This is a genomic window from Aminobacter sp. BE322 (assembly GCF_050433525.1).
In the GTDB taxonomy this organism is placed as follows: domain Bacteria; phylum Pseudomonadota; class Alphaproteobacteria; order Rhizobiales; family Rhizobiaceae; genus Aminobacter.
In genome coordinates this window covers 1-22,662 of record NZ_JBNPXB010000006.1, presented here as the reverse complement: position 1 = coordinate 22,662, position 22,662 = coordinate 1, and the positions used below count along the sequence as shown (strand labels likewise).

Sequence of the window (22,662 nt, the reverse complement as noted above, 5' to 3'; positions counted from 1 at the left end):
GCCTATTCGGCCGTTGTCGAGGAGCGCCGCGGAGCCTTGAGCGAGGAGGCGAGCGCGGCGAAGCCGCTGCCGGGCCTCAGCCCCTCGCGCATGAAGAAGGCACGCACGGGCGAGAGGCCGCCGAGCAGGTTGAGCCCGAGACCCCGGGCGAGCTGGGCCGGAAGCATGTCGGACAGCAGCGACATGTTGAGCAGGTTGACCGCACCGGTGCGGGCCAGGATGTCCGGCCTGCGGGCGGAATCATAGGCTGCCAGTGCCGCCGCCGCCCCGGGATCGTCCTTGTGTTTCGAAGCCATTGCAACGAGTTGCTCGACGTCCCTGATGCCAAGGTTCAGGCCCTGGGCACCGATGGGCGGGAAGACATGTGCGGCCTCGCCGACCAGCGCTACCCGCTTCCCTGCGAAGCGCAACGGCAGTGATGTCGACAGCGGATAGATCTGCCGGCCTCCTTCGACCGTCACCCGGCCGAGCATGGATTGCATCTGCTGTTCGACGCGCAACGACAGGGCCGCGTCGTCGAGCTCGGCCAGCTGCCTTGCCGTCTCAGGCCTCACCACCCACACCAGGCTCGAACGGCGCCCGGGCAGCGGTACCTGGGTGAACGGGCCGGTCTCGGTGTGGAACTCGGTCGAAGTGAAGGCGTGGTCGCGGCTGTGTGCGAAGTTGAGCACCAGGGCCGCCTGCGGCAGGGTTCTCGCGGTGGCCGAGATGCCGGCGGCCTGGCGCGCGGGCGAATTGCGGCCGTCGGCGGCGACGGCGAGCCGCGCCTCCATCGTTTCGCCGTCCGACAGCGTGGCCGCGACCCCGCTTTCCTCGAGCTTCCAGCTTTCGACCAGCTTGCGCCGCCAGGCGATCCCGGAATGTCCGGCGACGGCTTTCTCCAGCACTGCGTTGAGCACGCGATTCTGGAAGTTGAAGCCGAAATGCTCCTCTCCGATCTCGCCGGCGCGGAACGTGACCATCGGGCTGCGGATCAGCCGCGCGGTGCCGTCGATGATGCGCATGACCTTGAGCGGCGCCGCGTCCTTCGACAGCTCCGCGAGCACGCCGAGGCGGTCGAGGAACCTGAGCGCCGGCACCATCAGCGCCGTTGTGCGGCCGTCGTCGGCGCGCGCCGGCGGACCGGCGAGGACCACGTCGAAACCGGCGCTGGCAAAGGCGAGCGCCGAGATCATTCCGACCGGTCCCGTGCCGGCGACGAGGATACGGGTGCGATTGTCGACGCTCATCTGCCGCCGTCCATGCTGCGAGGTCCCGAACGGACCCGGATATCCGCATATATTGCAGGCCTAAGCCATTGATCAACGCGGCGATTCAGCCCATTCGATTGCGATGGGCGATCAGCTGGACGATTTCCGCAATCTCGACGCTGCCGGCCGGGCCGCCGCTTTCGCCGCGCAGCGTCCACGCGCGGCAGTGTATGCGGTGCTGGGCACGGCCATCGCCTTGTCCTGGGCCGTGCTGATTGCCATGGCGGTCCGCGCCGCCGACACCCGGACACCCGGCCTGTCCGCGCCGGGCGACGCGCTGCTGCGCGCCTTGCCGGAGCTGCCGTGGCCGGGCTGGTTCGACGCTCTGATCGCGCTCTGTCTTTCCCCGCAACCGCTCGGCTTTGGCATCTGGGCGCGGCTGGCCGTGCTTTCCGCAATGTGGCTGTTGATGTCGGTGGCGATGATGCTGCCTTCGGCCGCCCCGATGATCCGGACCTATTGCGAGATCGCCGACACGGCACGCGCCAAGAACGAAGCCGTCGTCCATCCCCTTGTCCTCGTCGGCGGCTATCTCGCGGTGTGGCTCGCGGTGTCCGCCGGTCTCGCCGCGCTGACGCTCGCGGTCCAGGCGGTCGCGTTCACCGGCGATCCGCTTGCACCGGTGCAGGGCATCGTGGCGGCGGCCGCGCTCGCGATGGCCGGGCTCTACCAGTTCAGCGGGTTGAAGGCGGCCTGCCTGCGCAAATGCCGGAACCCATTTTCGATCCTCTTCGGCCGCTGGAGCACGCGGCTGTCGCGCATATTCCGGCTCGGTGTGCAGCAGGGTGCCTGGTGCGTCGGCTGCTGCTGGGCGCTGATGCTGGTGATGTTCGCGGTCGGCCTCATGAACCTCTTCTGGATGGCCCTGATCGGGATTTTTACCTTGTTCGAGAAACAGATGGCGGGTTCCCTACCGTCGCGTGTCGCAGGCGCGATACTGCTTGTCTGGGCGGGAGCCCTGCTATTAAGTGCGGTCTGAGAAGGGGAGGCAACGATGGCTGACCAGAGCTGGGCAATGAAGGGAGAGCTCGTGCTTTCCTGCAATTGCACCGTGTTCTGCCCCTGCGTGCTGTCGCTCGGCAACCATCCGCCTACGGAAGGCTATTGCCAGACCTGGGCCGGTTTCCGCGTCGACAGCGGCCATTTCGGCGACGTGGACCTTTCCGGTCTCAATCTCGGTTTGATCATGGAGATACCTGGCTATATGAGCCGCGGCAACTGGACCGCTGGGCTGTTCATAGACAAGCGCGCCTCGATCTACGCGACCAAGGCATTCACCAGGATCTTCACCGGCAAGGCCGGTGGCACCACGTCGCTGCTCTCGATTCTCGTTGGCAAGTTCCTCGGCGTCGAGCAGGTGCCGATCAGCTATGAGACCAAGGACCGCACCCGCCTCTTCCAGATTCCCAAGATCATCGACGGGGCGGTTACGCCGATCCCCGGCAAGAGTAGCGAAAGCGACACGGTGATCACCAATTCGGAATACTGGATCGCGCCCGAGATCATCGTGGCGGAGTCGGACAAGAGCCGGATGCGCGCCTTCGGCCGCAACTGGAACTTTGCCGGCCGCTCGGCTGAAATCTGCAAACTGGATTGGCGGGGACCGTGAAGCCAAAAAAAGTCACCTGGCCGCAGGCCCGCGCATTTTCGGTTCATCTGCTCACGGCGTCGGGGTCGTTCCTGGCCTTCGTGTCGCTCGTGGCCGCCAGCGAGGAGCGCTGGACCGCCATGTTCTGGTGGCTCGGCCTGGCGCTGTTCGTCGACGGCATCGACGGGCCGATCGCGCGCAAGCTCGAGGTCAAGGAAATCCTGCCGACATGGTCGGGCGAACTCCTCGACAACATCATCGACTACGTCACCTATGTGCTCATCCCGGCCTTTGCGCTCTACCAGGGCGGGTTCATGGGTGAGGGCCTGTCCTTCCTGTCGGGCGCGATCATCGTCGTGTCGAGCGCCATCTATTATGCCGACACGGGCATGAAGACGAAGGAGAACTTCTTCAAGGGGTTCCCTGTAGTCTGGAACATGGTGGTGTTCACCCTGTTCGTCATCCAGCCCGGACAGTGGGTGTCGTTTGCCGTCGTTCTTGTCGCCGGCATCCTGACCTTCGTGCCGATGAACTTCCTGCATCCGGTGCGCGTCATCAGGCTCAGGAACATCAACTTGCCGATGACGCTGATCTGGTGCGCCTTCAGCGCGGTCGCGCTTTTGCAGCAGATGCAGGCCAACGACTGGGTCAAGCTCGGCATCGCCATCAGCGGCGTCTATCTCTTCTTCATCGGCGGCGTGATGCAGCTGTTTCCGAAACTCGGTGCACGGAGGGACTGATCCGATGTCCAAGGCGATCAGAGTTCATGTCCACGGTGGACCCGACGCCCTTGTCTACGAAGACGTCGACCCCGGCCGTCCCAGCCGTGGCGAGGTGCTCGTCCGCCACACGGCGATCGGCCTCAACTTCATCGACGTCTATTTCCGCTCGGGTCTCTATCCTGCTCCCGCCGGCATGCCCGTCACGCCCGGCGGCGAGGCGGCCGGAGTGGTGCTCGAAGTGGGCGAGGGGGTCGACTGGCTCAGGGCGGGCGACCGCGTCGCCTACGCCGTTCCGACCGGCGCCTATTGCGAACGGCGCGTGATCGCCGCCGACAAGCTGGTCGAGGTGCCGGATGGCATCGGCGACGAACAGGCGGCCGCCATGATGCTCAAGGGCATGACGGCCGAGTACCTCTTGCTCAGGACCTTCAAGGTCAAGCCTGGCGACACGATCCTCTATCACGCCGCCGCCGGGGGCGTGGGCCTGATCCTCGGCCAGTGGGCGAAGCATCTCGGCGCGACGGTGATCGGAACGGTCGGATCGGCAGAGAAGGCCGAAATCGCCAGGGCACACGGGTTCGACCACGTCGTCAACTACCGCGACCAGGACTTCGTCGCCGAGGTGGCGGCCATCACCGGGGGCAGGAAATGCGACGTGGTCTACGATTCGGTCGGCAACGACACCTTTCCGGCCTCGCTCGATTGTCTGAAGCCCATGGGTACGTTCGTGAGCTTCGGCCAGTCCTCCGGACCCATCCCGCCTTTCAGCATTTCGCTGCTTGCGCAAAAGGGTTCGCTCTATGCGACGCGCCCGACGATTTTCGCGTATAATGCGCGTCGCGAGGATCTTGTCCGTTCTGCCGAAGCGCTCTTCGACGTAGTCTTGAAGGGCGCCGTCGAGATCAGGATCAACCAGCGTTATGCTTTACGCGATGCGGCCCAAGCTCACGCCGACCTCGAGGGCCGCAAGACCACGGGGGCGACGGTACTCATCCCATGAATTCTCGCATGATTTCTTGAAAAAGTTTCTCATTACTGGACGCTTTGCGGTGGGAGCAGGGCACGCCTACCATGCTCCCGGGAACATAAAAAAGAACTGACCAATGGGAGGCGTTGTGGACACCACCCCTGCTGCCGACGGTCCGAACCTGCTTGAGGTTCGCGGCCTGACGAAGATATTCGGCACGCTCAAGGCGTGCGATCAGATAGACCTCACTGTCGCCAAGGGTGAAATCCATGCCCTCCTCGGCGAGAACGGCGCCGGCAAGTCGACGCTGGTGAAGATGCTCTTCGGCTCGCTGGAGCCGAATGCCGGCGAAATCCGCTGGAACGGCCATCCGGTCAGGATCACCAGCCCCGGCGTCGCCAAGAAGCTCGGCATCGGCATGGTGTTCCAGCATTTCTCGCTGTTCGAGGCGCTGACCGCCGCCGAGAACATTGCGCTGTCGCTGGCCGACGACACGCCTATCAGCACCATCGCCGCCAAGTCGCGGGCGCTGTCCTACAGCTACGGCCTGCCGCTCGACCCGGAATCGCTGGTCGGCGACCTCTCCGTCGGCGAGCGCCAGCGCATCGAGATCATCCGCTGCCTGCTGCAGACGCCGGACCTGATCATCCTCGACGAGCCCACCTCGGTGCTGACGCCGCAGGAGGCCGACAAGCTGTTCGAGACGCTGGAGCGCCTGCGCTCCGAGGGCAAGTCGATCCTCTACATCTCGCACCGTCTCGATGAGGTCCGCCGGTTGTGCGACCGCGCAACGATCATGCGTCACGGCAAGGTGGTGGGACATTGCGACCCGCGCCAGGAGACGCCAGCGTCGCTCGCCCGCATGATGGTGGGCACTGACGTGAAGAACGCCGAGCGAACCACGGCAGCCGTGCGCGGCGAGGAGCTGCTCAGCACCTGCGGTATGAGCCGCAAGCCGACTGGACCTTTCTCGATGCCGCTCAAGAACATCTGGCTGAGCGTCGCTGGCGGCGAGGTCATCGGCATTGCCGGCGTGGCTGGCAACGGCCAAGGCGAGCTGTTCGAGGCGATCTCGGGCGAAGCGCTGCAGGAAAGCCCCGATGCCATCCGCATTCGCGGCAAGTCGGCCGGACGCATGGGCATCTCGGCTCGGCGCTTGCTGGGTGCGGCCTTCGTGCCCGAAGAGCGGCTGGGCCATGGCGCGGCACCGCGCATGCGGCTGTCGGACAATCTCCTGCTATCGCGACACAGCACCGACGGCAAGGCCTTTGTGGGTGCTGCCGGCATGGTCAAGTCAGGCGCGATCCAGAAGGCGGCGCAGCGCATCATCGAGGTGATGGACGTGCGCAAGAGCGCGCCAGACCCGGAAGCCGCAGCACTTTCCGGCGGCAACCTGCAAAAGTTCATCATCGGACGCGAGCTCGACCGCAATCCCTCGGTCATGGTGGTCAACCAGCCGACCTGGGGCGTCGATGCGGGTGCCGCCGCGCGCATTCGCCAGGCGCTGATCGAACTCGCCCGCAAGGGTTCGGCGGTGCTAGTCATCAGCCAGGATCTCGACGAGCTGTTCGAAATCTCGGACTCGATCGCCGTCATGCACAATGGCGAGCTGTCGAAGCCGATCCCGATCGCGGAAGCGACACTCGAACGCATCGGCCTTTTGATGGGCGGCGTCGAACCCGGTCACCTCGACCACCCCAAGGAGGTCGCGTGATGCGGATCGAACTCGTCAAGCGGCCCGAGCGCTCCGCTCTGTTTGCCGCGCTCTCGCCCTTCATTGCGCTTGCGCTCACGCTCGTCGCCGGCGCCATCATGTTCTCGCTCTTGGGCAAGAGCCCGGTCGAGGCGCTCTACTACTACTTCATCGATCCGCTGCGCGAGGTCTGGTCGCTGCATGAGCTCGCGGTCAAGGCCGCTCCGCTGATCCTGATCGCGGTCGGCCTGTCCATCTGCTACCTCTCCAACAACTGGAACATCGGTGCGGAAGGCCAGTTCATCATCGGCGCGATCACCGGTTCGATCCTGCCGGTCATGTTCCCGACCTTCCAGTCCTGGATCGTGCTGCCGCTGATGCTGCTGATGGGCATCGCCGGCGGTGCGGCCTATGCCGCGATCCCCGCCTTCCTCAAGGTACGCTTCAACACCAACGAGATCCTGACCAGCCTGATGCTGGTCTATGTCGCGCAGCTTTTCCTCGACTGGATGGTGCGCGGACCATGGCGCAACCCGGAGGGGCTGAACTTCCCGGAAACGCGCAACTTCAATCCGAGCGCGGTGCTGCCCGAGATCTGGTCGGCTTCGGGCAGGGCGCACTGGGGCTTCGTCTTTGCCATCGTCGCAGCCCTTGCCCTTTGGTTCGTGCTGTCTCGTACGCTGAGGGGCTTCGAGATCATGGTTCTGGGGCAGAGCCCCCGGGCGGGCCGGTTCGCGGGCTTCTCGCAGTCGCGGATGGTGTTCTTCGCCTTCCTGCTTTCGGGCGGCCTGGCAGGTCTGGCCGGCATATCGGAGGTCGCCGGCGCCATCGGCCAGCTGCGCCCGACGATCTCGCCCGGCTACGGCTTCGCCGCGATCATCGTGGCCTTCCTCGGACGCCTGAACCCGCTCGGCATCATCGCGGCCGGGCTGGTGCTGGCGCTGTCCTACCTCGGCGGCGAGGCCGCGCAGATCTCCATCGGCGTGTCCGACAAGGTGGTGCGTGCCTTCCAGGGCATGCTGCTGTTCTTCGTCCTCGCCTGCGACACGCTGATCCTCTACCGCGTGCGCTTCGTCCGCACGTCCGCCACCAAGGCCGGGGAGGCCGCGCAAAATGCTTGAAGGCATTCTGATTACGATTGCCACGGCCGCCACGCCGCTGCTGATCGCGGCCATCGGTGAACTGGTGGTGGAACGCTCGGGCGTCCTCAATCTCGGCGTCGAAGGCATGATGGTCATGGGCGCCGTGACCGGCTTCGGCGTGGCGCTCACCACCGGCTCGCCATGGCTCGGCGTGCTCGCCGCCATTATCGTCGGGGGGCTGTTCTCGCTGCTGTTCGGCTTCCTGACCCTGACGCTGGTGACCAACCAGGTCGCCACCGGCCTTGCGTTGACCCTGCTGGGACTCGGCCTGTCGGGCATGCTCGGCGAGGCATTCGTCGGCCTGCCCGGCGTGAAGATGGGCTATGTCTACATCCCGGTGCTGACCGACCTGCCGCTGGTCGGCAAGCTCTTCTTCGGCCAGGACCCGCTGTTCTACGTCTCGCTGCTGCTGGCCGGCGGGGTCGCCTACTTCCTGTTCCGCACGCGCGCCGGCCTGACCCTGCGCTCGATCGGCGACAACCACACCTCGGCGCACGCGCTCGGCATCAACGTCATCGGCATCCGCTATCTGGCGGTGATGTTCGGCGGCGCCTGTGCGGGCCTCGCCGGCGCCTACCTGTCGCTGGTCTACACCCCGCAGTGGATCGAGAACATGACGGCGGGCCGCGGCTGGATTGCGCTGGCGCTCGTCGTCTTCGCCTCCTGGCGCCCGTGGCGCGTGCTTGCCGGCGCCTATCTGTTCGGTGCGGTGTCCATCGGCCAGCTCCACGCGCAGGCGTTGGGGATAGGCGTTCCTTCGCAACTACTTTCTTCTCTTCCCTATCTGGCGACCGTCGTGGTCCTTGTTCTAATCTCGCGCAACAGGCGACTGACGATGATCAACACACCGGCTTCTCTGGGGCGGCCGTTTGTGCCAGATCGCTGAACGACAAGAGATGGGATCTGCCCCCGGGCAACACTGAAAGAGGAAGAACCAAATGAAACGAAGCTTACTGTCTTTTGCCGCTATCGCCGGCGCACTGGCCTTCGGCACGATGACTGCGCAAGCCGCGACCAAGGCCTGCTTCATCTATGTCGGCCCGATCGGCGACTTCGGCTGGTCTTACCAGCATCACCAGGGCCTGGAGCAGATGAAGGCGGCCCTGGGCGACCAGGTCGAGACCGCCTATCTCGAAAGCGTGCCGGAAGGCGCCGACGCCGAGCGCGCCATCGAGCGCTTCGCGCGTTCGGGCTGCAACATCATCTTCACCACGTCCTTCGGCTACATGGACCCCACCAACAAGGTGGCGGCAAAGTTCCCGGACGTGAAGTTCGAGCACGCCACCGGCTACAAGCGCGAGCACCCGAACGTCTCGACCTACAATTCGCGCTTCTATGAAGGCCGTTACGTGCAGGGCGTGATCGCCGCCAAGATGTCGAAGGCGGGCGTTGCCGGCTACATCGCGTCCTTCCCGATTCCGGAAGTCGTGATGGGCATCAATGCCTTCGTGCTCGGCGCGCAGTCGGTGAACCCCGACTTCAAGGTCAAGGTCGTGTGGGCCAACACCTGGTTCGACCCGGGCAAGGAAGCCGACGCCGCCAAGGCACTGATCGACCAGGGCGTCGACATCATCACCCAGCACACCGATTCGACCGCGCCCATGCAGGTTGCCACCGAGCGCGGCATCAAGGCGTTCGGCCAGGCCTCCGACATGATCAAGTTCGGCCCGACGACGCAGCTGACCTCGATCGTCGACGACTGGGGCCCGTATTACATCGAGCGCGTCAAGGCGGTGATCGACGGCACCTGGAAGCAGCAGGACGTCTGGGGCGGCATGAAGGCAGGCCACGTGGTGATGGCGCCCTTCACCAACATGCCAGACGACGTGAAGAAGGCGGCCGAGGAAACCACCGCCAAGATCAAGTCGGGCGAATTCAACCCGTTCACCGGCCCGATCACCAAGCAGGACGGCAGCGAATGGCTCAAGGCCGGCGAGGTCGCCCAGGATTCGGTGCTGCTCGGCATGAACTTCTACGTCAAGGGCGTGGACGACAAGCTGCCGCAGTAAGCGGACAAGGCATCGCTCGCGACGACAGCCGTGCCCAGAGCGAACCCCCGGCCATGCCGGGGGTTTTCGTTTGAGCATCGGGCGAGAGCCTAGACTAGCTAGGCAGCATCGAACAGGAAAGCCCCGGGTTTCGGCCCGGGGCTTTTTCGTTTCCAGGGGGCGGAGACAGGGCTGACGCGCCAGGCGGATGATGCGGCGGCCTGCCGGCAGTTGCCCAACAAAAAATCCCCGGATCGCTCCGGGGCTTTTTCGTTTTGTTTCTCGGATCTTAGATCGAGTAGTACATGTCATACTCGACCGGGTGCGGGGTCATCTCGAAGCGCATCACCTCGGCCATCTTCAGTTCGATGAAGCTGTCGATCTGGTCGTCGTCGAAGACGCCGCCGGCCTTGAGGAAGCCGCGGTCCTTGTCGAGGCTCTGCAGCGCCTCGCGCAGGCTGCCGCAGACGGTCGGGATCTTCTTGATCTCCTTGGCCGGCAGGTCGTAGAGATCCTTGTCCATCGGCTGGCCGGGGTGGATCTTGTTCTTGATGCCGTCGAGGCCGGCCATCAGCAGGGCGGCGAAGCCGAGATAGGGGTTCGCGCCCGGATCGGGGAAGCGGACCTCGACACGCTTCGACTTCGGCGACGAGCCGAACGGGATGCGGCACGAGGCCGAACGGTTGCGGGCCGAATAGGCGAGCAGCACCGGCGCCTCGTAACCCGGCACCAGGCGCTTGTAGGAGTTGGTCAGCGGGTTGGTGAAGGCGTTGACCGCCTTGGCGTGCTTGATGACGCCGCCGATGAAGTAGAGGCAGTTCTCCGACAGGCCGGCATATTCATTGCCGGCAAAGGTCGGCTTGCCGTTCTTCCAGATCGACATGTGGACGTGCATGCCCGAGCCGTTGTCGCCGAAGATCGGTTTCGGCATGAAGGTGGCCGTCTTGCCGTAGGCGTTGGCGACCTGGTGCACGACATACTTGTAGATCAGCATCTTGTCGGCGTTGCGGACCAGCGTGTCGAACTTGATGCCGAGCTCATGCTGGGCGGCGGCCACCTCGTGGTGGTGCTTTTCGACGCGCACGCCCATTTCGGTCAGAACGGTCAGCATCTCGGAACGCATGTCCTGGCAGCTGTCGACCGGCGGCACCGGGAAATAGCCGCCCTTGACGCGCGGACGGTGGCCGAGGTTGCCGGTCTCGTAGTCGGTGTCGTCGTTCGACGGCAGCTCGGTCGAGTCGAGCTTGAAGCCGGTATTGTAGGCGTCGGCCTTGTACTTGACGTCGTCGAAGACGAAGAACTCGGCTTCCGGGCCGACGAAGATGGTGTCGCCGATGCCTTCCGCCTTCATGTAGGCCTCGGCCTTCTTGGCGGTGCCGCGCGGGTCGCGGTTGTAGGCCTCGCCCGAGACCGGGTCGAGGATGTCGCACAGGATCACCATGGTCGACTGGGCGAAGAACGGGTCCATGTGGACCGTATCCGTGTCCGGCATCAGCACCATGTCGGACTCGTTGATGGCCTTCCAGCCGGCAATCGACGAGCCGTCGAACATGACGCCGTCGGAGAACATTTCCTCCTCGACTTCGGCGATGTCCATGGTGACGTGCTGGAGCTTGCCCTTCGGGTCGGTGAAGCGCAGGTCAACGAACTTCACGTCGTTGTCCTTGATCTGCTTCATGATGTCGCTGGCTGTCGTCATATGATGTTTCCCTGTCTGATGACGTTGGATCGGATGGATGGATTGAAGAAGAGGTCAGATGGCGTCGATGCCGGTTTCGCCGGTGCGGATGCGCACCACTTCCTCGATATTGGAGACGAAGATCTTGCCGTCGCCGATGCGGCCGGTCTGGGCGGCCTTGCGGATGGCCTCGATGGCCGCCTCGACGGCCTCGTCGCCGAGCACGACCTCGATCTTCACCTTGGGCAGGAAGTCGACGACATATTCGGCGCCGCGGTAGAGCTCGGTGTGGCCCTTCTGTCGGCCGAAGCCTTTGGCCTCGGTGACGGTGATGCCCTGAAGGCCTGCTTCCTGGAGGGCTTCCTTCACCTCGTCGAGCTTGAACGGCTTGATGATCGCTTCGATCTTTTTCATGCGAATACTGGCCTCCACTTGCCGAATTCATTTGGGGTGATGCACCCGCTCGCGCTCATCGAAGCACGAAACATGCCAGTTGCACCGCCTGCGACATATTTGAGCGGTTTGCCTGCTCGTCGGCCGCAGAAGCCGGATATTGCGGTGGATTCCGTCCCGATGACCAGAGGGCGCACAAAATTTCATCGCGAAATGCGCTCGATGTCTGCCTAAAAATGCATCAGATTGCCGATGATTTGGGCTGCGGCCGGTGTATTTCGAACCGAGCCTGCACTGTGATAACCATCATGGCGACGAGCGCACGGACATCGCCATGGCCTTCGAACTGCTGACCCCGAACGAGATGGCGGAAGCCGACAGGGCGACCATCGCCGCAGGGCCGATCGACGGCATCGGCCTGATGCGCCGGGCAGGGGGCGCCATCGCCGATCTGGTCCTGGCGCGCTATCCGGGCGCATACCCCGTGCATGTTCTGTGCGGTCCGGGCAACAATGGCGGCGACGGTTATGTGGTGGCCCGCCTGCTGCGCCAAAGCGGGTTGCCGGTCAGGCTTTTCGCCGACGGCGCGCCGCGGGCGGGCAGCGACGCGGCACTGGCTGCGGCGGAGTGCCCGGTGCCACCGGAACCGCTTTCGCGCTTCTTGCCGGAGCCCGGCTGTGTAGTCGTCGATGCGCTCTATGGCGCCGGGCTGTCGAAGCCGCTGGGTGGCGAGGTCCTGGCGGCGGTCGCGCGGACGAACGCCTCGGGCGTGACCGTCGTCGCCGTCGACCTGCCGTCCGGCATGTCGGGCCAGACCGGCGCGGCGCTTGGCGCCGCGTTCCAGGCGGCCGTGACCGTCACCTTCGCGCGCAAGAAGCCCGGCCACCTGCTGGAACCGGGGCGTCAGCATTGCGGCGAGGTCGTCGTTGCCGACATCGGCATTTCCGACGCGACGATCGCCGCCACTGGCACGCGCTGCCTGGAAAACGATCCCGCATGGTGGCGCAGCCGGTTTCCATCGCCGGCCAACGATGCCCACAAATACAGCCGCGGCCATGTCGGCGTCTTCTCCGGCGGGGTCGCGGCCACCGGCGCGGCGCGGCTGTCGGCGATGGCCGCGGCACGGGCCGGGGCAGGGGCGGTAACGGTGCTGTCGCCGGGGTCCGCACTGGCCGCGAATGCCGCGCATCTCACCTCCATCATCCTCAGGCGCTGCGACGGGGTCGACGACACTCTCGCCTTCCTCGATGCGCGCCGGCCCGCGGCGCTGGTCTACGGCCCGGGGCTGGGCCCGGAGCCGGAGGTCGGCCGCTTTGCGCTCGAGTTGATGACGCAAGGACATGGGCGCTTCGCCACGCTCGTGCTCGACGCCGACGGCATCACCTCGCTGTCGCACAAGCGCGCGGGCTTCCTGGAGGCGCGCCGGCGGCAGGGCCGCCCGGCTCTGGTGCTGACGCCGCATCACGGCGAGTTCGGCCGCCTGTTCCCCGACCTCGCCGCGGATGCCGCGCTGTCCAAGCTCGAACGGGCGCGGGCGGCCGCCGCCAGGGCGGACGCCACGATCGTCTACAAGGGGCCCGACACGGTGATCGCGGCGCCCGACGGGCGGGCGGCGATCAACGCCAACGGCACGCCGCTGCTTGCCACCGCCGGCTCCGGCGACGTGCTGTCGGGGATCGTCGCGGCACTCGTGGCCCAGGGCATGCCGCATTTCGAGGCGGCCTGCGCCGCGGTCTGGATGCATGCCGATGCCGCCCGCCGCTTCGGCCCCGGCCTGATCGCCGAGGATCTTCCGCTCGCACTGCGCGAGGTCATCGCGGCGTTGAGCGGGTGAGGGGCGGGCCGTCTTTCCTTCTCCCCTTGTGGGAGAAGGTGCCTGAACGAAGTGAAGGCGGATGAGGGGTGCTGGAAATGCGCAACGTCTCATTCCTTCCCACCCCCCTCTGTCCTGCCGGACATCTCCCCCACAAGGGGGGAGATCAGCAGCTCGGACGTCCGCGCCACTTTCTTATAGGCTCTTGGAAAATCCCAATGCATCGCTGGTGGTTAGCGGGGAGGTTGATGACGGCCCAATCTCCCCCCTTGCGGGGGAGATGTCCGGCAGGACAGAGGGGGGTGGGAAGGCATGAGGCGCTGTCGCGCCTGCTCCGCCCAGGACGGCCCCACACCGGCGTCCGGCTCAGCCTCCGTTCACCGCTTCATCAGCGCGATCGCGCGATGCGGGGCGCGCACCTTGCCCTCGGTGATGAAAGGGCTCTTGGAAAATCCCAAATGCATCGCTGGTGGTTGGCGGGGAGGGTGATGACGGCCTAAGGGGGGTGAGGAGCGGTCGCCGAAGGCGACGAAAAGCCAACTGCTTGGCTTTTCGAACGACAAACGACGGCAGGACAGAGGGGGGTGCTGTCCCGCAAGCCTCCGGGGGTGGGAAGGCATGAGACCTCTGTTCTGCTCCGTGACGACGGCTCCACGACGGCGTCCGGCTCAGCCGCCGTTCACCCGCTTCATCAGCGCGATCGCGCCATGCGGGGCGCGCACCTTGCCCTCGGTGATGAAGAAGACGAAGACGTCGCGCGGCTTGACGGGCGCTTCCGTCGACGGGTCGGCGCGGGGCAGGTCGGCCGGCACGCCGCCTTGCGCCCAGGCTTTCGCCCGCCCGGCCCATTCGTCCAGCGCCTTCGGCGCGTAGCAGTCGGGGTTGTCGTCGCTGCCGGTCTGCAGGCGGGCATAGACGAAGTCGCCGGTCACGTCGGCGATCGCCGGGTAGGTGGCGTGGTCGGCATAGACGATTGCCACGTTGTGCTTGCGCGCCAGCGCCACGAATTCGGGCACGACGAAGCTCGCATGGCGGACCTCGACGGCGTGGCGCAGCGTGATGCCGTCCTGCTTCTCCGGCAACAGCTTCAGGAACGCCTCGAAGTCGTCATGGTCGAACTTCTTGGTCGGAGCCATCTGCCACAGGATCGGCCCGAGCTTGTCGCCCAGCGCGGTGATCCCTTGCGTGACGAAGCGCGTGACCGACTCCCCGGCCTCCGCCAGCACGCGGCGGTTGGTGACGAAACGGTTGCCCTTGAGCGTGAACACGAAGCCGTCCGGCGACTCGCTGGCCCATTTGAGGAAGGTCGGCTCCTTGAACCCGGAATAATAGGTGCCGTTGACCTCGATCGCCGGGACCTGGCCGCTGGCGAACGTCAGCTGCTTCGCCTTGGACAGCTTGTCCGGATAGAACGTGCCCTCCCAGGGTTCGAAGGTCCAGCCGCCCATGCCGGCGCGGATCTTTCCTGAAGCGGTCATTGCGACCTCCGGTTGAAGTTAGCTAGCTTGTTAGCTATATTTCGGGTGATGCCGATCATCAACATGCATCAGGCGAAGACCGGACTGTCGGACCTCGTCGCGCGCGCCGAGGCCGGGGAGGAGATTGTCATTGCCCGCCGCAACAAGCCAGCGGTGAAGCTTGTGCCAGTGAGCGCTCCTGACAAGAAGCCGCCCACGGAAGACGTCGCCGCCTACTACAGGAATCGTCCCGGCGAATGGGACGACATGCGGCAGCGGGGCGGCTTCGCCGAGGACAAGCAGGCCGAGTTCGACCTGAAAGGGCTGCGCGAGGCCGTGGAGGCCGGCAAGGAATATACGATCATGCAGGACGGAAAGCCTGTCGCGAAGGTTGCGCCCATCGAGAAGAAGCGGCGCGTGCCCGGCGCTCTCAGGGGATTGATGAGCCTGCCCGACAGTTTCTTCGATCCGCTGCCGGATGACGAACTCGACGCCTGGGAAGGCAAGCGCGTCTCTCCTCGCGACAAATGAGGCTGCTTCTCGATACCCATGCCTTGGCTTGGTGGCTCGAAGACAGCCCCAGGCTTTCGCGACGCCTGGCTGAGCTCCTCGGCGATACCGATCATCAGGTTTTCGTAAGTGCCGTCTCGGCCTATGAAGCGACCCTGAAGCATCGCCTTGGAAAGTGGCCGGAGGTCGGACCGCTCGTGTCGGCCTTCGAGGAAATAGTGGTCGGGCAAGGCTTTTCGCTGCTCGCGATCACCGCCAGGCACGCGACGCGCGCCGCGCTTTACGCTGCCGAGCATCGCGATCCGTTCGACCGGATGCTGGCCGCTCAGGCCGAGTTGGAAGGCCTGGCTCTGGCCACGGACGACAGGCATTCCCCCCACTTCGGCATAACGACCATCTGGTAGCCGCTACCTACTCCGCCGCTTCCCGCTTCCGCGCTCCCGGCCGCCGTTCCAGCAACTCCTTGAGGAACTGGCCGGTGTAGCTGCGCGGCTCGGCGACGATGTCCTCCGGGCGGCCGGCCGCCACCAGTTCGCCGCCGCCGTCGCCGCCTTCGGGGCCGAGGTCGAGCACCCAGTCGGCGGTCTTGATGACCTCGAGGTTGTGCTCGATGACGACGACCGTGTTGCCCTGGTCGACGAGTTCGTGCAGCACCTCGAGCAGCTTGGCGACGTCGTGGAAATGCAGGCCCGTGGTCGGCTCGTCGAGGATGTAGAGCGTCTTGCCGGTGGCCCTGCGCGACAGCTCCTTGGCGAGCTTGATGCGCTGCGCCTCGCCGCCCGACAGCGTGTTGGCCTGCTGGCCGATATGGATGTAGCCGAGGCCGACCTGGTCGAGCGTCCTGAGCTTGTCGCGCACGGCGGGCACCGCCGAGAAGAACTCGACGCCTTCCTCGACCGTCATGTCGAGCACGTCGGCGATCGACTTGCCCTTGAACAGCACCTCCAGCGTCTCGCGGTTGTAGCGCTTGCCGTGGCAGACGTCGCAGGTGACGTAGACGTCGGGCAGGAAGTGCATCTCGATCTTGATGACCCCGTCGCCCTGGCAGGCCTCGCAGCGGCCGCCCTTGACGTTGAAGGAGAAGCGGCCCGGCTGGTAGCCGCGCGCCTTGGCCTCCGGCAGGCCGGCGAACCAGTCGCGGATCGGCGTGAAGGCGCCGGTGTAGGTGGCAGGATTCGAGCGCGGCGTGCGGCCGATGGGCGACTGGTCGATGTCGATGACCTTGTCGAGGAACTCCAGTCCCTCGATGCGGTCGTGCTCGGCCGGGTGCTCGCGCGAGCCCATGATGCGGCGCGAGGCCGCCTTGAACAGCGTCTCGATCAGGAAGGTCGACTTGCCGCCGCCCGACACGCCGGTGACGGCGGTGAAGGTGCCGAGCGGGATCTCGGCGGTGACGTTCTTGAGGTTGTTGCCGCGCGCCCCGACGACCTTGATGCGGCGGTTCTTCTTGAGCTCGCGCCGGCTCGGCGGCGTGGCGATCTCCAGTTCGCCCGACAGGTACTTGCCGGTGATCGAATTGGGGTTGGCCATCACCTGCTGCGGCGTGCCCTCGGCGATGATGCTGCCGCCATGGATGCCGGCGGCCGGGCCGATGTCGACGACATAGTCGGCGGTCAGGATCGCGTCCTCGTCATGCTCGACGACGATGACCGTGTTGCCGATGTCACGCAGGTGGCGCAGCGTGTCCAGCAGGCGGGAATTGTCGCGCTGGTGCAGGCCGATCGACGGCTCGTCGAGCACATAGAGCACGCCGGTCAGCCCCGAGCCGATCTGCGAGGCCAGCCGGATGCGCTGGCTCTCGCCGCCCGACAGCGTGCCGGAGTTGCGCGACAAGGTGAGATAGTCGAGGCCGACGTCGTTGAGGAAGCGCAGCCGCTCGCGGATCTCCTTGAGGATGCGGACGGCGATCTCGTTCTGCTTGTCGTTGAGTTGGGCCGGCAGTGCCTCGAACCAGGCATTGGCCTTGCGGATCGACTGCTCGGTGACCTCGCCGATGTGCCTGCCGCCGATCTTGACGGCCAGCGACTCGGGCTTGAGGCGGTAGCCGGCGCAGGTCGGGCAGGGGGTCGCCGACATGAAGCGCTCGATCTCCTCGCGCATCCAGGCGGATTCGGTCTCCTTCCAGCGGCGCTCGAGATTGGGGATCACGCCCTCGAAAGTCTTGGTCGTCTTGTAGGAGCGCAGGCCGTCGTCATAGTTGAAGGTGATTTCCTTCGTGCCGGTGCCGTGCAGGATGGCATCTTGCGCCTCCGCCGACAGCTCGCGCCAGCGGTCGCCGAGCTTGAAGCCGTAGACCTTGCCGAGTGCCTCCAGCGTCTGGGCGTAATAGGGAGAGGTCGACTTGGCCCAAGGGGCGACGGCGCCCTCGCGCAGCGAGACATGGTCCTCGGGCACCACCAGCGCCTGGTCGATGGCGCGCTGCGAGCCCAGGCCGTCGCAGGCCGGGCAGGCGCCGAAGGGGTTGTTGAACGAGAACAGCCGGGGCTCGATCTCGGGGATGGTGAAGCCCGACACCGGACATGCGAATTTTTCAGAGAAAAGAATGCGTTCGTGGGTTTCGTTCGCAGACTTGTTGACCGAGTCTTCGCCGGTCAGGCTGGCGTCCAGCGGCCGGTCGGCGAATTCGGCGACGGCCAGGCCCTCGGCGAGCTTCAGCGCCGTTTCCATCGAATCCGCCAGGCGCGTGGCGAGGTCGGGACGCACGACGATGCGGTCGACCACCACGTCGATGTCGTGCTTGTACTTCTTGTCTAGCGCCGGCGCGTCGCCGATCTCGTAGAAGGCGCCGTCGATCTTGACGCGCTGGAAACCCTTCTTCTGCAGCTCGGCCAGTTCCTTCTTGTACTCGCCCTTGCGGCCCCGCACGATGGGCGCGAGGATGTAGAGGCGGGTGCCTTCGTCCAGCGCCAGCACCCGGTCGACCATCTGCGACACGGTCTGGCTCTCGATCGGCAGGCCGGTGGCCGGCGAATAGGGCACCCCGACGCGCGCGAACAGCAGGCGCATGTAGTCGTAGATCTCGGTGACGGTGCCGACCGTCGAGCGCGGGTTGCGCGAGGTCGTCTTCTGCTCGATCGAGATCGCCGGCGACAGGCCGTCGATCTGGTCGACGTCCGGCTTCTGCATCATCTCCAGGAACTGGCGGGCATAGGCCGACAGGCTCTCGACGTAGCGGCGCTGGCCCTCGGCATAGATGGTGTCGAAGGCGAGCGACGACTTTCCCGAGCCCGAAAGGCCGGTCATGACGATGAGCCTGTCGCGCGGCAGGTCGAGATCGACGTTCTTGAGATTGTGCTCGCGCGCACCGCGAATGGAAATGTACTTGTGATCGGCCATTGCCGCGCCGCCGCCTCAAATCTGGATGTCTCGGAGTGGCGGGCGAGCCCGGCCATCCCCCTATGTAGGTATTTTCGACGCCCGGTCGAGAGCGGCGCCGCGCACACCGGCAAGCGTTTAAGCGCCTTTGGCGCCGGCGGGCAAGCGAAAAGAACAAAGGCCGAACGACATCCTGACAACGCTATGGCAGGAGCGGGGGAGGCGGAGACCCGGCGGAACGGCGGCGCCGTTCACATCTTTCCCGTCTAACAATGTTGCTGTTGACGTGGCCGAATCAGGGATGCAGACTGCCCTTGTCGCCCGATGCCGAGCCCGTTCAATGGCTCCTCACCATGCTACGGACGGTCTGCGAGACGCCGCAGACACGCGAGTTGAGCGGAAGGCGTACATTTGGCGCAACTGACGTAGGAGCTAGGCATGACTCCACCGGACAGTCCCGAAAGGTTCCGCTAGAGAGACGGAGCCGCGGCAGGCGCAGGTGCCTGGCCGTTCCTGAGTGAACAGCCCCGCAGACCGTGACCTGCTGTCCCCCATACAATCAGAAACCGTAGTCGGATCGGTGGCCGTGAGCCACGAGCATCCGAGAGAGCAAAGCCGGTAAACCGCTCCCGGCAATCAAGGGTAGAACCCGACAAAAGGCCCCGTGCGCTCCAAGGAGCGGCGGGGCCATATTTTTGCGCCCCATATCTTGCGTCGATAGTCTCACGGCGCATTCTTTGCGGCGGTATTTCTCGGGCGGCGGCGCTTGTCTTCCCGGCAAGGCATTCCGACCTGATCCGCCAGGCCCGACCGAGCGAGGGGAGAACCATGGCCGAACGCCAGACGCAGCTCATCGGCTTGATCGGGGGCATGAGCTGGGAATCCAGCGCGCTCTACTATCGTCTCGTCAACCAGGCGGCGCATCGGCGGCTGGGCGGGCATCACAATGCACGCTCGCTGATGTTCACGCTCGACTTCGACGAACTGAACGATCTCGCCGCCAGGGGCGACTGGGAGCGGGTCGCCGCCGTGGTTTCCATTGCCGGGCGGCATCTCGAGGCCGGCGGCGCGGCCTTCGCCATGCTGACGGCGGTGACGCCGCACTTCGTCGCCGACAAGATCGCTGCGGCCATCGATATCCCGTTGCTGCACATCGCCGATCCGACCGGCAGGGCGCTCGAGGCCGCCGGGCACAGACGGGCAGGGCTGTTGGGCACGCGCTACACGATGGAGCTCGGCTTTCTCGGCGAAAGGCTGGAGAAGCAGTTCGGCATCGAAGCGCTGGTGCCGCCGGAGGACGAGCGGGCCGCCTTGCATCGCGTCATCATCGAGGAACTGACGTTCGGCGTGGTGAGGCCGGACTCGAAGGCGCTGCTGTTGCGACTGGCTAAGGGGCTGGCGGAACGGGGGGCGGAATGCATCGTCGTCGCCTGCACCGAGTTGCCGCTGCTGCTCGCCATTGAACACTACCCGATGCCAGCCTATGACATGGTCGAGCTTCATGCCGAGGCGGCGGTCGAGCTTGCCCTCGCGCAAGACCGAACCGGTCGGCTGGAAGGCTAGCGACCGCTGCTTTCCCGACGGCGCGCCGCTTGCTTAGCCCGCCGGTCCGGCAAACAGGATCAGGTTGCCATCGGGGTCGAGCACGATGAAGTTTCGGGCGCCCCAGGGCTCTTTTCGCAGCGTCTGGTGAAACGCCACCCCTGCGGCGTGGAATTCCGCAAACAGCTCCTTGATCTCGCTTGCGGTTGCGACGGTGATCGAGGCTGAAAGCAGGTGCTCGCGCCGACGGATGTCGCCCACGAAAACCGGTTCGCAGACCAGTCTCAGTGCGATGCGCGCATGGTCGCGAACGATCTGGGCGTAGAAGGGCGGTTCGCCATAAGCGAAATCGACGGCAAAACCGAGCCTTTCGGTGAAAAACGCGCAGGACACGGCCATGTCGGCAACGAACAGCTGCGCCGAAATCGCGGCAAGGATGGGCGGCTGCGCCGGCACGTCTTGTCGGCTCATGTCATCGGCTCCCGATTTGAGCGCCTGCCAGCCGTCGAAGCCCTGTTGCCGCGCGACCAGCTCCTGCGCGTCGCTGAGCTTGAAGTTCGCCTGCATGATCTGGCCGTCGTCGAGGCCGGCGAACCGGGGCAGGCCGGCTCTCAGTTCGGCGGCCACCGGATAATAGCCCTGGCGATGCCAGCGGAGATATTGCTTGGCTTGCTTTTTGAGGTTTTCGAGGCTCGGCATGGGCGCGCTTGCGGTTGGGTGTTTCCCAGGTGGGCATTGCCCTTTCGGCCGTCTGCCGATGCGCCCCATGAAGCACGCCAACGATGCCCTTGGCATTCGCAGCTGTCAATCTGCGCACCAGCTTGGCGTGATGGCCAAATGCGGACAATGCTGCCGGCTCTTGCCAATGGTTATGGATCTGATATAGAACAAAATAAGAACGAAAATGATTTGTGGACGGCATGTCCTTTTCCACCCGCAGGGGGCGCGGGCGGATGGCGCATTGGGCTAATGTGCGCCCTCACAATTTGGATCTGGTTTCGGACGAGCGCGGAGCGGTGTCATGGCAGGTAGCGTCAACAAGGTCATTCTGGTCGGTAATCTGGGCGCCGATCCTGAAATCCGCCGGCTCAATTCCGGCGAGCCGGTCGTCAACCTGCGTATCGCCACCTCGGAAAGCTGGCGCGACAAGAATTCCGGCGAGCGCAAGGAGAAGACCGAGTGGCATCAGGTCGTCATTTTCAATGACAACCTCGCCAAGGTCGCCGAGCAGTACCTCAAGAAGGGCATGAAGGTTTACATCGAAGGCCAGCTCCAGACCCGCAAGTGGGAGAAGGACGGCATCGAGCGCTACACCACGGAAATCGTGCTGCAGAAATTCCGTGGCGAGCTGCAGATGCTCGACGCGCGCGGCCAGGGCGGCGACTCCGGCTATAGCGGTGGCGGAGGCCAGGTCGGTTATGGCGGCGGGCAGGGCGGTGGCTATGGCGGCGGCCGTGGTTCCGATTTCGGCCAGTCGAGCCCGACCGAGGGCTACGGCCGAGGCGGCGGTGGTGGCGGCGGCCGCGGTGGCATGGGCGGTGGCGGCGGCTCGCGCGACCTCGACGACGAAATCCCGTTCTGATCGCGACGGCGTAGATTTCTTGACGGACCAGGACGCTGTCGACGTCATGTTCGTCGAGCGGCCCGCCGTGAGCCATCAGGTCCAAGCCGAGGAATTGGCCGTCGTGGCCGGGGCTGCGCCGATGTCAGGTTCATCGAGCGACCCCCGCCCCGAGCCATCATCAGGTCTAGACAGAGGCAGCGGCTGTCGTCGCTGGGGCTGCGCCGATGTTCGGCGGGCGGCCCGTCCGGATCCATCGGGTCCCCGGGGAGGCGGCTTTTGTGGCCGGGGCTGCGCCGATGTCAGGTTCGTCGAGCGGCCCACCCTGATCCACTAGGTCTAGGCCGAGCTAGAGCTGTCGCGGCCGGGGCTGCCAGCTAGGTCTTGGCGGTCGAGACCTCGTCGTCCGTTCATTGGGGGACGCCGCCAGGGCGGCAGCGCAAGCTGTCCAATGCAATCGGCGGCTCTGCGATCATGCTCGACCTTCGACATGGGTGCAGCCTTGCGGCCGTCATCTGCGCCAAAGCCAAATCGCCGGCGCAAGCTGCTTATCCTTGCGGCCTCGCAGGTTGGCCGAACGCGCAGACGCGGGGTCGTCATCCTAGGGCGAAGCAGGCGCGTGAGCGCCGTCGCGAAGACCCTAGGATCCATGCCGTGACCTGGTCCTCATGTGTGCAGACCTTTTCCACGGGGCCGGGGATTTTTCCATCTGTGCGGTCCTTCGCCTTGTCCCTGCCTGAGGGTCATCCATTTCAAAGTCTCGTTTCTTCCCACCCCCTTCTGGGCTGCCGCCCATCTCCCCCACAAGGGGGGAGATCAGTCGCGTCGCCGGCGGCGCCTATCCTGCGACCGCTCGCCAAAAGTGATTGCCGGGCGAGTGGGTTAGCCGTGATCAGCGGTTTGCAGGTCGGTGATTGGCCGGGACGTCGATGGCGGCCTGATCTCCCCCCTTGTGGGGGGTGAGGAGTGGTCGCCGAAGGCGACGAAAAGCCAATTGCTTGGCTTTTCGAACGACGAACGCCGGCAGGGCAGAGGGGGTGGGA

General features: G+C 65.3%; 19 protein-coding genes. 13 read left to right on the top strand and 6 right to left on the bottom strand.

All coding sequences use genetic code 11. The features are described from left to right. Positions 1–2 precede the first annotated feature (2 nt). On the bottom strand, positions 3–1,229 hold the full coding sequence (locus J2X50_RS11180; protein WP_429094815.1) for a UbiH/UbiF family hydroxylase: 1,227 nt from the start codon (positions 1,227–1,229) through the stop codon (positions 3–5). A gap of 103 nt (positions 1,230–1,332) precedes the next feature. Between J2X50_RS11180 and J2X50_RS11175 the strand changes: the two genes are divergently transcribed. The 8 genes from J2X50_RS11175 to J2X50_RS11140 all read left to right on the top strand — a co-directional run bounded on the left by J2X50_RS11175 (position 1,333) and on the right by J2X50_RS11140 (position 9,371). Continuing rightward, positions 1,333–2,229, top strand: coding sequence for a DUF2182 domain-containing protein (locus J2X50_RS11175; protein WP_429094813.1), 897 nt, complete (start codon positions 1,333–1,335; stop codon positions 2,227–2,229). 15 nt (positions 2,230–2,244) lie between these two features. After that, a complete protein-coding gene (locus tag J2X50_RS11170; RefSeq protein ID WP_429094812.1) occupies positions 2,245–2,859 on the top strand; it encodes a DUF1326 domain-containing protein in 615 nt (204 codons plus the stop codon). Continuing rightward, positions 2,856–3,578, top strand: a complete 723-nt coding sequence (gene pcsA / locus J2X50_RS11165) for a phosphatidylcholine synthase (protein ID WP_429094810.1) — start codon at positions 2,856–2,858, stop codon at positions 3,576–3,578. The genes J2X50_RS11170 and pcsA overlap by 4 nt, the downstream gene beginning before the upstream one ends. Positions 3,579–3,582: 4 nt before the next feature. Then, the gene (locus J2X50_RS11160; RefSeq protein WP_429094808.1) at positions 3,583–4,560 is read left to right on the top strand and encodes a quinone oxidoreductase family protein; all 978 of its coding nucleotides are present in this window, start codon (positions 3,583–3,585) and stop codon (positions 4,558–4,560) included. A 103-nt stretch (positions 4,561–4,663) separates the two neighbouring features. Then, a complete protein-coding gene (locus J2X50_RS11155) occupies positions 4,664–6,241 on the top strand; it encodes an ABC transporter ATP-binding protein (protein WP_429094807.1) in 1,578 nt (525 codons plus the stop codon). Next, entirely contained in the window at positions 6,241–7,341 is a 1,101-nt protein-coding gene (locus tag J2X50_RS11150; protein WP_429094805.1) for an ABC transporter permease, read from the top strand. The genes J2X50_RS11155 and J2X50_RS11150 overlap by 1 nt, the downstream gene beginning before the upstream one ends. Next, positions 7,334–8,248 (top strand): ABC transporter permease, encoded by a 915-nt coding sequence (locus tag J2X50_RS11145; protein ID WP_429094803.1) that lies wholly within the window; start codon positions 7,334–7,336, stop codon positions 8,246–8,248. The genes J2X50_RS11150 and J2X50_RS11145 overlap by 8 nt, the downstream gene beginning before the upstream one ends. A 52-nt stretch (positions 8,249–8,300) precedes the next feature. After that, positions 8,301–9,371, top strand: coding sequence for a BMP family ABC transporter substrate-binding protein (locus tag J2X50_RS11140; protein WP_429094801.1), 1,071 nt, complete (start codon positions 8,301–8,303; stop codon positions 9,369–9,371). A gap of 268 nt (positions 9,372–9,639) precedes the next feature. On the opposite strand, the gene glnA is transcribed toward J2X50_RS11140, so the two are convergent. Beyond that, on the bottom strand, positions 9,640–11,049 hold the full coding sequence (glnA, locus tag J2X50_RS11135) for a type I glutamate--ammonia ligase (RefSeq protein ID WP_429094799.1): 1,410 nt from the start codon (positions 11,047–11,049) through the stop codon (positions 9,640–9,642). Between the two features lie 54 nt (positions 11,050–11,103). Continuing rightward, positions 11,104–11,442 (bottom strand): P-II family nitrogen regulator, encoded by a 339-nt coding sequence (locus tag J2X50_RS11130; protein WP_340041484.1) that lies wholly within the window; start codon positions 11,440–11,442, stop codon positions 11,104–11,106. A gap of 313 nt (positions 11,443–11,755) precedes the next feature. Here J2X50_RS11130 and J2X50_RS11125 point away from each other — a divergent pair, with 313 nt between their 5' ends. Further along, positions 11,756–13,255, top strand: coding sequence for an NAD(P)H-hydrate dehydratase (locus J2X50_RS11125; protein WP_429095120.1), 1,500 nt, complete (start codon positions 11,756–11,758; stop codon positions 13,253–13,255). A 647-nt stretch (positions 13,256–13,902) separates the two neighbouring features. Here the strand turns inward: J2X50_RS11125 and J2X50_RS11120 are convergent. Further along, positions 13,903–14,712: a DUF72 domain-containing protein gene (locus tag J2X50_RS11120; protein WP_429094797.1), complete on the bottom strand. Its 810-nt coding sequence runs from the start codon at positions 14,710–14,712 to the stop codon at positions 13,903–13,905. A gap of 48 nt (positions 14,713–14,760) precedes the next feature. Between J2X50_RS11120 and J2X50_RS11115 the strand changes: the two genes are divergently transcribed. Both J2X50_RS11115 and J2X50_RS11110 read left to right on the top strand, forming a co-directional pair. Next, entirely contained in the window at positions 14,761–15,222 is a 462-nt protein-coding gene (locus J2X50_RS11115) for a type II toxin-antitoxin system Phd/YefM family antitoxin (protein WP_429094795.1), read from the top strand. Then, entirely contained in the window at positions 15,219–15,605 is a 387-nt protein-coding gene (locus J2X50_RS11110; protein ID WP_429094793.1) for a type II toxin-antitoxin system VapC family toxin, read from the top strand. Before J2X50_RS11115 ends, J2X50_RS11110 begins: the two co-directional genes overlap by 4 nt. Before the next feature lie 7 nt (positions 15,606–15,612). On the opposite strand, the gene uvrA is transcribed toward J2X50_RS11110, so the two are convergent. Continuing rightward, positions 15,613–18,537: an excinuclease ABC subunit UvrA gene (gene uvrA / locus J2X50_RS11105; RefSeq protein ID WP_429094791.1), complete on the bottom strand. Its 2,925-nt coding sequence runs from the start codon at positions 18,535–18,537 to the stop codon at positions 15,613–15,615. An 807-nt stretch (positions 18,538–19,344) separates the two neighbouring features. Here uvrA and J2X50_RS11100 point away from each other — a divergent pair. Next, positions 19,345–20,079, top strand: a complete 735-nt coding sequence (locus J2X50_RS11100) for an aspartate/glutamate racemase family protein (RefSeq protein ID WP_429094789.1) — start codon at positions 19,345–19,347, stop codon at positions 20,077–20,079. A 33-nt stretch (positions 20,080–20,112) separates the two neighbouring features. On the opposite strand, the gene J2X50_RS11095 is transcribed toward J2X50_RS11100, so the two are convergent. After that, entirely contained in the window at positions 20,113–20,757 is a 645-nt protein-coding gene (locus J2X50_RS11095; protein ID WP_429095117.1) for a VOC family protein, read from the bottom strand. A 322-nt stretch (positions 20,758–21,079) separates the two neighbouring features. Here J2X50_RS11095 and ssb point away from each other — a divergent pair, with 322 nt between their 5' ends. Next, on the top strand, positions 21,080–21,640 hold the full coding sequence (gene ssb, locus J2X50_RS11090) for a single-stranded DNA-binding protein (RefSeq protein ID WP_429094787.1): 561 nt from the start codon (positions 21,080–21,082) through the stop codon (positions 21,638–21,640). The last annotated feature ends 1,022 nt before the right edge of the window (positions 21,641–22,662 follow it).